14 protein-coding genes are annotated in these 13,555 nt (G+C 71.1%); 8 read left to right on the top strand and 6 right to left on the bottom strand.

Annotated features, from left to right (window positions below):
• Window positions 1-2 precede the first annotated feature (2 nt).
• Window positions 3-716, top strand: coding sequence for a hypothetical protein (locus O7614_RS14605; RefSeq protein ID WP_278138995.1), 714 nt, complete (start codon window positions 3-5; stop codon window positions 714-716).
• A gap of 21 nt (window positions 717-737) precedes the next feature.
• Here the strand turns inward: O7614_RS14605 and O7614_RS14600 are convergent, their stop codons facing one another.
• Window positions 738-1,505, bottom strand: a complete 768-nt coding sequence (locus O7614_RS14600) for a class I SAM-dependent methyltransferase (RefSeq protein ID WP_278138994.1) — start codon at window positions 1,503-1,505, stop codon at window positions 738-740.
• Between the two features lie 109 nt (window positions 1,506-1,614).
• Between O7614_RS14600 and O7614_RS14595 the strand changes: the two genes are divergently transcribed.
• Window positions 1,615-2,478 carry a DUF1963 domain-containing protein gene (locus O7614_RS14595; RefSeq protein WP_278138993.1) on the top strand — a complete coding sequence of 288 codons (864 nt, stop codon included), beginning with the start codon at window positions 1,615-1,617 and terminating at the stop codon, window positions 2,476-2,478.
• A 205-nt stretch (window positions 2,479-2,683) separates the two neighbouring features.
• Here O7614_RS14595 and O7614_RS14590 read toward each other — a convergent pair whose 3' ends face one another.
• Window positions 2,684-5,680 carry a glycoside hydrolase family 95 protein gene (locus tag O7614_RS14590; RefSeq protein ID WP_278138992.1) on the bottom strand — a complete coding sequence of 999 codons (2,997 nt, stop codon included), beginning with the start codon at window positions 5,678-5,680 and terminating at the stop codon, window positions 2,684-2,686.
• A 412-nt stretch (window positions 5,681-6,092) separates the two neighbouring features.
• On the opposite strand from O7614_RS14590, the gene O7614_RS14585 reads away from it, so the two are divergent.
• The 6 genes from O7614_RS14585 to O7614_RS14560 all read left to right on the top strand — a co-directional run bounded on the left by O7614_RS14585 (window position 6,093) and on the right by O7614_RS14560 (window position 10,755).
• Window positions 6,093-6,377, top strand: coding sequence for a hypothetical protein (locus O7614_RS14585; protein WP_278138991.1), 285 nt, complete (start codon window positions 6,093-6,095; stop codon window positions 6,375-6,377).
• Between the two features lie 115 nt (window positions 6,378-6,492).
• Window positions 6,493-7,611: a hypothetical protein gene (locus O7614_RS14580; protein ID WP_278138990.1), complete on the top strand. Its 1,119-nt coding sequence runs from the start codon at window positions 6,493-6,495 to the stop codon at window positions 7,609-7,611.
• Between the two features lie 25 nt (window positions 7,612-7,636).
• Window positions 7,637-8,026: a hypothetical protein gene (locus O7614_RS14575; RefSeq protein WP_278138989.1), complete on the top strand. Its 390-nt coding sequence runs from the start codon at window positions 7,637-7,639 to the stop codon at window positions 8,024-8,026.
• The gene (locus tag O7614_RS14570) at window positions 8,017-8,484 is read left to right on the top strand and encodes a hypothetical protein (RefSeq protein WP_278138988.1); all 468 of its coding nucleotides are present in this window, start codon (window positions 8,017-8,019) and stop codon (window positions 8,482-8,484) included. Before O7614_RS14575 ends, O7614_RS14570 begins: the two co-directional genes overlap by 10 nt.
• A gap of 156 nt (window positions 8,485-8,640) precedes the next feature.
• Complete coding sequence (locus O7614_RS14565; RefSeq protein ID WP_278138987.1) at window positions 8,641-9,096, top strand: hypothetical protein; 456 nt, start codon at window positions 8,641-8,643, stop codon at window positions 9,094-9,096.
• A gap of 147 nt (window positions 9,097-9,243) precedes the next feature.
• Complete coding sequence (locus O7614_RS14560; protein WP_278138986.1) at window positions 9,244-10,755, top strand: PLP-dependent aminotransferase family protein; 1,512 nt, start codon at window positions 9,244-9,246, stop codon at window positions 10,753-10,755.
• On the opposite strand, the gene O7614_RS14555 is transcribed toward O7614_RS14560, so the two are convergent.
• Genes O7614_RS14555 through O7614_RS14540 form a run of 4 tightly spaced genes read right to left on the bottom strand, consistent with a single transcriptional unit; the run spans window position 10,700 to window position 13,554 of the window.
• Window positions 10,700-12,157 (bottom strand): UbiD family decarboxylase, encoded by a 1,458-nt coding sequence (locus O7614_RS14555; RefSeq protein WP_278138985.1) that lies wholly within the window; start codon window positions 12,155-12,157, stop codon window positions 10,700-10,702. The genes O7614_RS14560 and O7614_RS14555 overlap by 56 nt on opposite strands.
• The gene (locus O7614_RS14550; RefSeq protein WP_278138984.1) at window positions 12,154-12,522 is read right to left on the bottom strand and encodes a chorismate mutase; all 369 of its coding nucleotides are present in this window, start codon (window positions 12,520-12,522) and stop codon (window positions 12,154-12,156) included. The genes O7614_RS14555 and O7614_RS14550 overlap by 4 nt, the downstream gene beginning before the upstream one ends.
• Window positions 12,519-12,866: a cupin domain-containing protein gene (locus O7614_RS14545; protein ID WP_238644781.1), complete on the bottom strand. Its 348-nt coding sequence runs from the start codon at window positions 12,864-12,866 to the stop codon at window positions 12,519-12,521. Before O7614_RS14545 ends, O7614_RS14550 begins: the two co-directional genes overlap by 4 nt.
• Window positions 12,856-13,554, bottom strand: coding sequence for a flavodoxin family protein (locus O7614_RS14540; protein WP_278138983.1), 699 nt, complete (start codon window positions 13,552-13,554; stop codon window positions 12,856-12,858). Before O7614_RS14540 ends, O7614_RS14545 begins: the two co-directional genes overlap by 11 nt.
• Window position 13,555: the final 1 nt, after the last annotated feature.

Genomic DNA, 13,555 nt, shown 5'->3' with positions numbered 1-13,555 from the left:
ACATGCGTTGGCTCCGGCGGTTGCTGGGCGGTAGGCGGGTCCAGCTCGACCCGGGACGACAGCAGACGCTGCTGCACGAGGTCCAGTCCCGCTACGGTGCCCACGCGCAGGTGCGTTTCCCGGACCAGGTCGCGGCGCTGACCGCAGCGCTGGACAGCGACGACGGCCTGGTGGTGGCAGCCCGAATCGTGAGCCAGGTCGCCGACGAGGCCCACGTGGACCTTCAGGCCCAGGCCCACGAGATCCACCGACGGACCGGCCGGCGTCTCCTGGTGCACCGTCGTAACTACCGGCCGCTGTGGGTGGAGGCCGGACACGCCCTGCGCTGGCCACTGTTCGCCCTGCCGAGCGGCTTCCACCCGTACGCGCAGGTGGCCGCCGCTGTCACGGTGGTCGGCGGCCGGGCGCCGCGGCTCGACCGGGTGACCGACCCGAACCCGTTACTGACCCGCGTGTTCGAGGTGCTCGACCTCACCACCGCGGCCTGGGAGTACGGCCGGGTGCGGGTGGACACCGACGCCGCCGCCCTGGCCGACCGGCTGATCCTGAGCGCCGGGCAGATCCTCGCGGCCATGGACGATCCGCCCCGGCTGCCGCCGGCGATGCGGGAGCTGATGCGCCGCAACAACACCGTCAGCGTGCACGACCCGGCCGGCCCGCGCGCGGTGGGTGGGATCAACCTGGGCGCGAGGATGCGGGAGAACTTCCTGGTCTGAGCAGCCGCCGGCGTCGAGACGCTACTGCTCGTGCCGCCGACGGGCGAGATGGACGATGATGTCGGCGGCAAGGTCGACCGTCTCGGGCAGGACCTGCGTGATCCGGTGGAAGACCTGCTCCTGTTCCGGCGTCGGCAGCTCGAGATACGCCGAGATCGTCGACAGGTGCCCGACGTAGTCGTCGGCGCTCATCGTCAGACGCCGCTCGATCACCACCTGCTGGACGTCGGTGAACCACTCGGACCGTTGCAGCTCGGTGCCCGGCCACTGCATCGCGTGCCCCGGGGGCGTGCCGTCGGGGGACGGCACCTCGTCGCTCTCCAGGAACGGCGCCCGGGCCGCACGCACCGCGTCCGCCACCGCCGGATCGGCCAGCTGGATCGGGGCGCCGAACGAGGCGAACACGCCGCCCGGCTCCACCAGCGCGGCCATGCGCGACCAGCGGCCCTCCGCCTTCGTCCAGTGCAGCGCGGCGGCCGCGTACACCAGGTCGTATCTCTCCCCCGGTCGCAGGTCCTCGAAGGCGGCCTGCACCGTCTGGACGGGGGACGGCACGTGCTTGCGCAGCTCGGCGAGCATGGCACCGTCCGGCTCGGTCACGGTGAGCGTGACCTCCCGTCGGCTGAACAGCCGTGTCGCCTTGCCTGTCCCCGCACCGATCTCCAGGGCCGTTCGAATCGGCCGACCCGCATAGCTCATCACCAGGTCGAGAAGCTCGACGGGATATCCGGGCCGGTACCGTTCGTATGCTTCCGCCACCATCCCGAAGCTCAGTGCGCGAGCAGACATACCGACCATCCTGTCACGACTCGCGTCGTCGATGCTCGATCTTCCTCGCCCAGCCGACCGTGCGCTTCCCGGTACGCCAGGGCGACGGCAACTGGCATCATGCTGGGCCATGGATCATCAGGGGAAGTTCCGTGCCGCAGCGCTCGAGGTGGGCATCCCGGACGATGAGATCGGCAGGTTCACCACGCACCTCCGTCTGTCGATCCGGTTGGGCGGCGGTTCGGGCGGGGTTCCGGTCGGGCAGTTCGGTGGGTTGCCCCGGCTGCCGGTGGGCATGGACTGGCCGGTCGCCGGGGCCAGTCGGTTGCCGTTCATCTTCTCCGTCGACTGCGCGGCGCTGCCCGAAGTCGACGGCTCGGGCCTGCCGGTGGACGGCTCGCTGCTGTTCTTTCTCGACCCCGAGGAGGACCACCTGGCGAGGGAGCCGGGGTACGCGCGAGTCGTGTACGTGCCCGCCGGCACCGATACCGAGGTTGCCGAGCAACCCACCGACCACGAGATGGTCGGCGAGCAGTACGACGTCGTCGCCACGCTCGTCGCGCAGCTGCCCGACTGGTTCGGGACGAACGAGGACGAGGACGACCTGTCGCCCTTCCAGCAGCAGGTGAACCACGACCTGGAGCGTGACCTGCCGCACCTGGACGAACTCCGCACTCTGGCCGACGACCTCTGGCCGCCGAACGAAGGGCTGGCCAGCGCCTACATCGGCGGGTATGCCGACGACGAGGTGATCACGAGTATCGCCGAGCAGATCCTCGCGGGGCGCGAGAAGGCTGGCGAGATCGTCATACCGGTGGCGAAGTGGTATTCCCAGGTGGAGGAGGAGAAGCACCGGCTGACGAGCGAGTGGTTGTCACTCGCCCGCTTTCCCCTGGCCGACGAGTTCTACCACGGGAGTTTCGTGATCCGCCACGACGACCTCGCCGCCGGCCGGCTGGACAGGGCGCTCTCCGTGACAGAGTTCAGCGAGTAGAACACCGGCGGGGCCGCACGCGCTCGGGTATCCGCGTCGCGCGCGGTATCCGACGTCGCATGCCGGGCATCCGCCCACTGCGCAGGCTCCTCCTGTCGGCGGGTCTCGTCGCGCACGGCTCCGACCTGTGGCTGCGGTACGTGCCGGGCGCATCCGCCCGGACGGCGGTGACCGACGGTCACCGCCGTCCGGGACCCGTTGCCGGTCAGCCGCCGATCGCGACGGCGAAGATGTGCATGGTCGGTACGTTGGTCGCCGGCCGCGCGCTGATGTTGGGAAGGACGACCTGGGCCACCGCCTTGCTCTGCAACGTCACGCCGACGTAGTAGATGCAGGCGGCGGTGTTCTGGCGAACGTTGTTGGGTCGGTTCTGGTACGCGGACACGATGGCGGCGGTCCCACCGGAGTGCGGCCCGCCGTACCAGTCGGGCGAGCTCAGCGTGAACGTCTGGCGGGTGCCGTCGGCGTACACCACCGTCCCGGTTCCGGACACCGCGCCGTACGTGCCGGTCAGCAGGAAGCCGAGCGTGCTGCCGGTGCCGCTGATGCCGATGGTCTGGCCCGAGGCGATGGCGTTGTCGGCCGTGCCGGGGCTGACGTTGGGCCAGCGGAAGGTGACCCCGTTGCGGCTGATCGTGGCGCCGGGGCTGGCCCCGGCCTGCGCGAGGGCCTGCGCGGAGAGGCTGGCTCCGCCACCGTCGAAGTTGCCGACGTTGGTGTTGCTGTCGTTGGTGATGCCGGGGTTGCTGAAGCTCTGCTCCAACGTCGGCGTGGCGACGCCCGTGCTGGTGACCCGGTAGGTGCGCCCGGCCTGCACGGTGACCTCGATCAGATCCGACTCGATCCGGGTGACCCGGGGCGCCGAGCCGTCGGCGGTGTCGACAACCGTGACGGTGCCGGTCAGGATCCGGGCGCGCAGGCGGAGGGTGCCGGCGCGGTCCGGTCGGACGAGCACCTCGGTGGCCTGACCGCTGCTCCAGGTGATGCCGACCGTGTGTCCACCGCGACCGCGCAGGCCGGTCACCTTCCCGGTCGGCCAGGCCGGCGGCAGGGCGGGCAGGATGTGCAGCTCGCCGGCGTGGCTCTGCAGCAGCATCTCGGCGATGCCCGCGGTGGCACCGAAGTTGCCGTCGATCTGGAACGGCGGGTGCAGGTCGAACATGTTGGGCGCGAGCCGGGCGGTGGTGGCGAGGTAGCGGATCAGGTCGTGCGCCCGCTTGCCCTCCTCCATCCGAGCCCAGAAGTTGATTTTCCAGGCCAACGACCAGCCGGTCCCGTCGTCGCCGCGCAGCGCCAGGGTCCGCCGGGCCGCCTCGAACAGCTGTGGGGTGCCGCGCTTGGTGATCTGGTTGCTGGGGGCCAGCCCGTACAGGTGCGAGATGTGCCGGTGGTTGGGCTCGGTCTCCACCCAGTCGTAGAGCCACTCCATGATGTTGCCGCGCGAGCCGACCTTCATCGGGGGGAGCCGGTCCCGGGTGGCGCGGACCTGGGCCCGGAAGGTGCCGTCCACGTTGAGGATCTCGCTCGCGCGCGCGACGCCGTCGAAGAGGTCGCGCAGGATCTGGTTGTCCATGGTGGGGCCGGCGCACACGCTGGCGTTCGAGTGGTGGCTCAGCTCCGGCGAGTTCGACGGGTTGGTCACCAGGTAGCCGAGGGTCGGTTCGGTCACCAGGGTGTCCAGGAAGAACTGCGCGGCGCCCTTCATGGCCGGATAGTTCGTCCGCAGGAACTCGACGTCGCCGTTGAACAGGTAGTGGTCCCAGATCAGGGTGGACAGCCACGCGCCGCCGGTCTGCCACATGCCCCAGAACGCGCCGTCCACCACCGCGGTGGCCCGCCACGCGTCGGTGTTGTGGTGGGTGACCCAGCCGCCCGCGTTGTACTGCACCTGAGCGGTGCGCGCTCCGGCGACCGACAGCTCGCGGACCATGTCGAACACCGGGTTGTGGCACTCGGCCAGGTTCGTCGTGTTGGCCGGCCAGTAGTTCATCGGCAGGTTGGCGTTGATCGTGTATTTGGAGTCCCACGAGGGGGTCAGCGAGTCGTTCCAGATGCCCTGCAGGTTGGCCGGCTGCGTGCCGGGCCGCGAGGAGGAGATCAACAGGTACCGGCCGAACTGGAACAACAGCGCGGAGAACTGCGGGTCGTTGACACTGTTGTGCTGGGCGATCCGCACGTCGGTCGTCTGGTTCGCGGCCGAGGTGCGGCCCAGGTCCAGGGTGACCCGGTTGAAGAGCGCCTGGTAGTCGGCGAGGTGCCTGCTGCGCAACTGGTCGAAGCTGTTGGCCCGCGCCGCGCCGAGGCGCTGTCGTGCGATGCCCGCGTAGTCGCCGCCGACGTTGCGGTAGTTGACGTAGCTGGAACCGATGGAGATCAGCAGGACCACACTCGTGGCGTTGGTCACCCGCAGGGTGCCACCGGAGCTGGACACACTGCCTCCGGTGACGGTGGCGTTGGCCAGGGCGAGGAAACGTACCGCGCCGGTGACGCCCTCCTGGTTACCGGAGACGCCGTCGAGGCCGATCGTGGTGCCGTCCGGGCTGGACACCGACGTGCGCTGTGGACTGTCGAAGGTGGCGGTGAAGCTGATCGAGTTGTTCCGGTCGGCGGTGAGCCGCATCGCGATGATCTGGTCCGGCGCGCTGGCGAACACCTCGCGCTGGTGTCGAACGCCGTTCAGCACGTACGACGTCGTGACGGTGGCGGTGGTGAGGTCCAACGTGCGGTCGTACTGCGACGCCCCGCTGGCGGACCCGAAGGCGAGTCGGAGGTTGCCGACGGTCTGGTAGGCCAGTTGGCCGCCGGGGTTGCCCATCATGGTCTGGTTGATCAGGTCCTGGGCCTGGGTCCACTGGTTGGCGTTGACCAGGCGCCGGATCTCCGCGAGCGCGCCCGCGCCCCGTGGGTTGCTGGGGTCGTGCGGGCCGCCGGCCCAGACGGTGTCCTCGTTGAGTTGGAGTCGCTCCGTGTCGACGTTGCCGAAGACCATGGCGCCGAGCCGGCCGTTGCCGATCGGCAGCGCGCGCAGCCAGTCGGTGCCGGCCCCCTCGTCGTACCAGAGGGCGAGGTCCCCGGCGGCCAGCACCTGCGGCGGTGCCACCGCGTCCGCGCGGGCCGCGGCGGTCCAGGGCAGCGGCAGGAGAGCACCACCCGCACCGGCTGCGCCGATCTTGATGGCCTGCCGTCGAGTCAGGTCGGACATCGATCCTCCAAACGGTGACCGGTCCGGCCACCCGAAGCGGGACAACCATGGGAGCCGTCGTCGGGATCCGCTTGCTGGCATCGACCGCGACCGCAGTGACCGGCCGAGGTCAGCCCCGGAGACAGCCAGACATCTGATGTGTTTCGCGAAGGTTACTCCGACGCAACAGAATCGGCAATGGTCGATACATAGCGAGACGCCACGCTCTGTCCCGCGCAGCGATGCAACATCGCCGGGAAGCCGGCAAGGAAACCAGCGTCGCCCAGCCCGTCCGGGTCACTGGAAGACACCACCGACCACACGGGCAGGTACCCATACATCGGATGTACCGCCCACCGGGCGGATTCTCCGGCGCCCGCAGCTGCGCTTCGCGGGCCTCTGCCGTCCCTGGTCGTACGGCAGAATCGGGTCGGTGAAACTCAACTTCGACGTCGGTGTCCACGAGCGGCACGAGGTGACGTTCTCGTTCAACAAGTTCTGGGGCGGGCTGTCGATCCTGGTGGACGGTCGACCGGTCCACCAGGAGCTGCGGGTTCTGTCAGTCGACCTGGTCAAGCGGTACGAGTTCGTGGTGGGGCAGGACGAACGACACGCGGTGCTCATCGAGAAGGAGCGCAAAGTGTTCCTCGCGGGTTTCCGGCCGCAACACGTCAGGGCCTACGTCGACGGACGGCTCGTCGCCGAGGGCACCGCCTGAGCGGGTCACCCCGGCTTCGACACCGCGCCCCCACCGGAGTCGCCGGCTGCAGCAGGATGTACCCACCGATGACCGGCGGCGGGGGCTGCCGGTCGGCGTACACGGGGGCTTGTTCATGGGTTTCGACGTCGACGTGGCCGCGCTGCGCGGCCTTCCACAGTTGTTCGACCGTCTCGGGGAGGACGCCCGCTCCGGGTTGACCTACTTCGACGCCAACACCGCGCTGGAATACGGGCCGGGCTTCATCAACCGGATCAACGGCAAGCACGAGACGGCCATGCTGGCCATTCGCGACTTCGTCGAGGACATCGCGAAGTACACGGCGGCCGACACCGGCACGGCCCTGCGGCAGTCGCTCGACTACTACGAACGCACCGACGCCGCGGCGGCCGAGAAGCTGGACCAGGCATTCCGGCGCACCTGGATGGTGGACCGCTCCGAGTTCGCGGACCTCTACCGGGACGCCAGCCTGCCCGCGCCGTTCGCCGACCGGGCCGACCCGCAACAGCTGCTGCGCCCGGTGCCCGACTACAACAAGGACGACGCGTTCCAGTTCGAGCCGCAGATGTGGGACCTGGCCAGCCCCACGTCGCTGACCCGGGACGCCATCTGGGGCGCCACCTGGCTCGCCGCCAAGCTCGGCATCTGCGACCGCGCCTACGACCCGTACGAGTCGCTGGTCAAACCCGTCGCGGGTGACTGGGCCGCGGTGCGCGGCTGCGCGGACGTGTTCGACGGTCTCGCCGCGGCCCTCGCCGGCATGGCCGACAACATCCGGTGGGGTGCCGTCGGCGCCGAGCAGCACTGGCAGGGCAAGGCGGCCACCGCCTTCCAGGCGCACCTGGTCGACTCGGCGCGCAAACTCGACAGCGCCGGTGGCCCGCTGCGCGCGCTCGGCGTCGAATACCGCAAGACAGCCGAGGCGATGTTCGAGATCGGCAAGGTTCTCGGCTCGCTGCTGTCCGACCTCGCCGACGCTGCAATGATCTTCACGGTGACCGCCAGCACGGCCGTCGCGACCTCGGAGACCGTCGTCGGTGGCATCGCGTTCGGAGCCGCAGCGCTGTACGAGGGATACAAGATGTGGGACATCCTGAAGGAGGCATTGGATCTGGTGGGTCGCGCCGACTCGCTGACCAGCGCCTTCACCGCCACCGTCGGCAACTTCGGGATGGCGGCCAGCGTGCGGGAGTTGCCCGTGCTGGCCCCGGCACCCGACGGGCTGCCCCGCTGACCCCACCTCGGAGAGGATTGTCCACGTGAACGACACCCCGAGCACCCCGGCGGACGTCCTCGCCGCCGTCGACCGCACCCCGTACGGTGCTGTCGTGCGCGACGAGGCCCGGCGACGGCAGATGGTCTACGAGTCGTTGGCCTCCGGGCCTGACCCGATCGGCCGGGAAATCGGTCGACAGTTGCGCGACGGCGACCTCAGTCCCCGCGACCTGCTCACCGTCGGTGACTATCAGGGCTTCCTCAGCCGGGCCCGTACCCAGGCCGAACGACTCGACCTGGACGACCTGGCCGCCGCCGCGCGTTCCGCCGCGATCGAGGAGGGCACGTCCCACCCCGCCGACGAGCGGCCGCACGCCGACCGCGGTTGGGCCGGCTACGGCGACGAGTCGTCCGAGGAGCGCCCGTGGCGGTGAGGTCGCTGTCGAAGCGGGCAAACACCCTGCTGGGCCGAGGGCTCGTCGCGCTCGGTGGCGTGCTCGCGGCGCTCTGCCTGGCGCTGATGGGTCACGCCCGCAGCGGTGCCGTCGACACCAGCCACACCTGGGACGGCACCGCTGCGGCGTACCTCACCAGCGCCGTACGCGGCGGCACGCACACCTGCACCGTCACTCCGGAGAGCGGGCCGGAGCGGACGGTCGACGTCCCGTCCTGGCCCAACCGGGGCCCGCACCTCGACGGTCGCCGGCTCGACCCGTGGTTCTCCGGGCCAGCCCAGGTGACCTGCACCGACGACGTGACCTTGACGCAAGGGTGGGTCGTCCGGCTCTACCCGCTGGTCGAGCAGTGGTTGGTGCTGCTGGCCGGGATCGTCCTGGCCCTGGTGGGTCTGGACCGGCTCGGCCTGTTCCGCCACACCTCCCGCTACCCGTGACGATCGGGGCCGGCCGGGTGCCGGGCACGACGGTACGCCTTCCCGGCAACCAGTACGGCCGCGAAAAGCCGACACTCGGGCTGACCCGTCGGCCGCAACCACAACGGACCGCAGGGCGTCTAGCGGGAAACCCATCCATCTGGACTGGAGGACCCGATGACCCCGACAGCGCTACGTGCCCTCGTGCCCGTCACCGTCCTGGCGGGCCTGGCGGCCTGCACCACCGCCTCGCCCGCTCCGCTGGCCAGCGGAAACGCCACCTCGCCCGCGCCCAGCGTCGCGCCCGCCTCCTCGGCCGCGTCGCCGACCGGCAACGCGTCGCCCGCGACACCCACCGTCCGGGCTGCCTGTCCGGTAAGCGCGGCCACCCTGCACCGGGCGTCAGGGCTGGGCGACACCCACCGGATCAACCCGGATCACATCGAGTGCGCAGACCGGTGGGCGACCGCCGGGGTGATCGCCGTCGACCCGACCATGCAGGGCGACGGCCTGCTGGTGTTCGAGTACACCAGCGGTGGGTGGAAGAAGCTGGGCGAGGGCAGTGCGCTGGAATGCAGCCCGTTCGGCATCCCGAACGACCTCGGCGACCAACTCGGCTGTCGTGACCGGTGACCGCGAGGGGCCAGCGCCCCGACCCGGCGACGGATTGTCGGACCGGCGCGGATCGCCGCCCCGGCGGCACGCCGCGTGGACCACAGGGGGCCGGAGGTGGCGCGACTAGACTCGGCACCAGCGTCGATCCGGGGGGTGCGTGCGCAGGTGAGTTCGTCCCAGCTTCTCGTCGCACTGGACCGCGACAGTTCGGTTCCGCTGCAGCAACAGCTCTGCGACCAGATCAGCGGGTCCGTGCGCACCGGTCGACTGCGCCCCGGTGATCCGGTGCCGCCGAGCCGTGAGCTGGCCCACCAGCTCCGGGTCTCCCGGACCGTGGTGACCCGGGCCTACGAACTGCTGCGCGCCAACGGGGTGCTCACCTCACGGCGTGGATCCGGCACCCGGGTCAGCGGCGCGCTGACCGACACGCCACCACCCACCCAACGCGCCGCCCGCTCACCACTGTGGCCCGAGCCCCCGCTGCCCACCGACGCCGGCAGCCCCCTGTGGAAGCCCTGGGAACCAGCGCCGATGCACCGGACGGACGGTACGTACGACTTCCGGCACGGCACCCCGGCGCTGGCCAGCTTCCCGGTGACCCGGTGGCGACAGTCGCTCGCCGACGCGGTGAGTCGGGCCGACGCCGTCGCCCTGGGCTACGGCCCGGCCGAGGGCGCGGCGTCGCTGCGGACCCAGATCAGTGCCCTGCTGCGGCGCAGTCGGGCACTCGACGCCAACCGCGAACACACGGTGGTGACCAGCGGCGCCACCCAGGCCATGGACATCCTGGTCCGGCTGCTCGTCGGCCCGGACGACGTGGTGGTCATCGAGGACCCGAGCCACACCGTGCTGCGGCAGATCTTCGGCTACTCGCGGGCCGCCGTGGTGCCGGTCGGCGTCGACGAGGAGGGCCTGCGGGTCGACGACATCGAGCGCCAGGTCCGCGCGCACGGCCACGACCCGTCCCGGGTACGCCTGATCTACGTGACCCCGTCGCACCAGTTCCCGACCGGGTTCATCATGTCCGAGCGGCGGCGACGAGCGCTGCTGCGCTGGGCCCGCGAACACGCCGCCACGGTGCTGGAGGACGACTACCACAACGAGTTCACGTTCGCCGAGGAGCGGCTTCCGTCGCTGGCCGCCGACCCGCAGAACGCCGACGTGGTCTACGTGGGCAGCTTCAGCAAGACCCTCTTCCCCTCGCTGCGCATCGGGTACGCGGTGTTGCCACCACACCTCGTGCGGCCGTTCCTCGGCGTCAAGTGGATCACCGACCGGCTGACCCCGACGCTGACCCAGGAGGCACTGGCCGAGTTCATCTCCTCCGGCGCGTACGCCCGGCACATCGGCCGGATGGACCGCCTCTACCGGCAGCGACGCGCCCGGCTGCTCGAGGCGCTCTACGAACATTTCGGCGCGGGTGTGCGGATCTCCGGCACGGCGGCCGGGCTGCACGTGCTGGTGACCCTGGGCGGTGCGCCCGACGCCGACGAGGCGGCGATCGCGCGCGCCGCCGCCGCCCGCGACGTCCGGGTCTACCCGGCCTCGGGCTACTTCGTCACCCGGCCACCGACCGAGCCGACCTTCCTGATCGGGTACGCGGCGCTGCCCACCGCCCGGATCACCGAGGGCGTGGCGCTGCTGGCCGCCGCGGTGCGGGAATCGACGGCTCGGTGAAGCGGGGCCGGGCGAACCGCTCCCGCTGGGCGTACGGGACGGTGCAGTCGAAGACCGCCTTCGCCGTGCGCCCGTCCGCCGAGAGCGACGGGGAGTAGCCGGTGTGCTGGCTCGGGTCGAGCGGGAAGCCCTCCCGGTCCGGAAGCACCCGCAGGTCCTGATCGGCCTGGAAGCGGGTGACCATCGCCCACCACAGGTCCTGGTCGGACTCGATGTCGACGTCGTCGTCCACGCACAGCACCAGCTTGGCCATCCGGAACTGCTCCAGCACCGCCTCCGCGGCGACGCGGACCGCGACGTCGTCCTCCGGGCCGCGCTTCGCCGGCCACTGGAGCACCACCATGAGCTGACCGCCGCCCGCCGTGTGGCAGTGCGCCGCCAGCGCCGGCATGCCCCTGCGGCGCAACAGGTCCAGCACCGCGGCCTCCATCCCGAAGCCGAGCAGCACCGACTGTTCGTGCCCGGGGCCGGACACGGCCTGCAGGATCGGGCTCTCCCGGGCGGTGATCGCGGTGACCCGGATCAACGGCAGCGCGGGATGCGCCCGGCCCTGGTAGCCGAGGAACTCCGGGGTGGCGACAGTGCCGTGCCGGCTCTCCGGTGCCCGGTCGGCCAGCAACTCGCCCTCGATGACGTACTCGGCGTGCGCGATGAACTCGGTGTCGACGGTGCGGCAGGGCAGCAGCTCCACCGGTTGCCCGGCGAGGGCACCGGCCACCGCCAGCTCGTCGAGGTCGGGTGGCACCAGCGAGGTCGGGCAGCAGGAGGAGAGCAGCACCGCCGGGCACAGGCCGAGGTGGACGGCGACCGGCAACGGACTCCCCCGACGCAACGCCGCCTGGTAGGCGAGTTCCAGGTCCCGGCCGGGCACCATCCAGATGGTCAGCGTGTCCGGACCCTGGACGCACATCCGGTGCACGGACAGGTTGCGGACCCCGGTGTCCGGGTCGGTGGCGAGCACCGCGCCGAGGGTCAGGTAGGGCCCGGCGTCCTCGTCGGTGAGCACCGGCACCGGCAACGCGGTCAGGTCCACCGGCAGCGTCTCGCGGGGCCAGCGGGCCGGGTCGGGTGCGGGCACCGGCGGGCGGGGCGAGGCCACCGCGTCGAGCAGCCGGTGCGGCAGCTCGGCCGGTGTGCAGCCGAGCAGCCCGGCCGCCCGACGCCGGGTGCCGTAGAGGCCCATCAGCACCGCTCGGGTCGGACCGTGGTCGGGGCGTACCCGGTCGAAGAGCACCGCCGGGCCGGCGCCGGTGGGCGGGGCGGCGGGCGCGCCCGCCCAGCGGGCGTAGTGCGCGGAGACGCCGAACCGCGCCGGCAGCTCGGTGGCGACGCGGACCAGCTCACCGGGGAGCGGGTCGAGGGTGGCCAGGGCGTGCCGCAGGTCGACGGGTGAGCGGCTCACCGCTCCTCCCCCGCCGACGCGGCGGCACGGCGGGCCGCCAGCATGTCGAGTTGCATCCGGGTCAGCTCGTCGACGAGGGCACGGTAGGTGCCGACCGCCACCTCGGGCGGCATGCCGTTCCCCACGGCCAGTTCGGACACCCTGTCGAGCACCTGCCGCACCCGGTCGGGTGATCGAACTGTCGCCTCGTCCGTCTTGTGCGCGGTCAGCTCCTGCACCACCCGGGTACGCTCGGCCAGCAGGGCGATGATCCGCTGGTCGAGATGGTCGATGACGCCCCGCAGCTCGGCGATCCGGGTCGGGCCGTCGGCGGCACCGGCCGGCGGGGAGCCGGCCGGTGCCGCGAACCAGTGCTGGTCGGTCATGGCTGGGGAACCTGGTCGACCACGAAGACGACGGTGGGCTCGGCGTCGCTGCCCTGGGACCGGTGCTCCTCGTCGTCGGGGATCACGAACCCCATGCCGGGGCGGCACGGCACCGACCGGTCCCGGAAGTGGATGGTGAACTCGCCCCGCAGGACGTAGCCGGTGTGCCCGCGCAGGCACCAGTGGTGCTCGTCGAAGCCGGGCGGCAGTTCCAGCAGACGCAGCCGCTGCCCCCCGACGTACGAGATCTTGACGCGCCCCTCGGCGCCCGGCTTGTCCCACCTCTCCCACTCGGTGGCCGGGAAGTCGATGCCGACCGGCGCGGCGACCTGCTCAGTGGACATTCTCGATATCTCCTCTGGTCGGGGCGGAATCGTGGCGGCGGGGCCGCGGTACGCGTTCGTTGCGGTCCCGCCGCGGAAGGACCGGAGCGCCGTCGACCCGCTGGTGCTGTTTGAGCAGCTGCACCATGTCGAGCATCCGGTGCACCATCCGCTCCAGCGCGTCGACGCCCTCGGCGTCGTGCAGGCCGGGCGTGCCGGTGGTGTTGCGCAGCAGGACGGGGAACCCGCTGCCCACCAGGATCATCCGGTTGAGCAGCAGGTTGTTCACGATCTGGTTGTGCACTGAGGAGTCGCTGTAGCGCCGCCCGGTGACGATGATGCCGCCCACCTTGTCCGCCAGCGGACGGGTGAAGCGCAGGTAGCCGACGCCGGCGCGCTCGATGAAGACCTGCATGAGGTGGGCCAGGCCGAAGCCGTGCACCGGGGCCGCGTAGATCAGCCCGTCCGCGCCTGTCATCTGCTCCACCAGGGCGGGGACGTCGTCGTCCAGCTGGCAGGGCAGGGTGCGGCTGTTGCAGTCGCCGCACGGGCTGCACGGCGAGATCCGGTGCTCACGTAACTGGATGGTGCGCAGGACGGCACCCCGCTCGGCGATGAGTCGTCCCGCGTACGCGATGGCGTGGTCGGTGTTGCCGCCGACCCGTTCCGATCCGTTGATGGCGAGGATGGTCCCTGCTTCGCTGTGCACT

It is taken from the genome of Micromonospora sp. WMMD961 (genome assembly GCF_029626145.1).
Classification (GTDB): domain Bacteria; phylum Actinomycetota; class Actinomycetes; order Mycobacteriales; family Micromonosporaceae; genus Micromonospora.
Note: the sequence above shows the minus strand (reverse complement) of the source record. Positions and strands in the feature narration are given on the sequence as shown.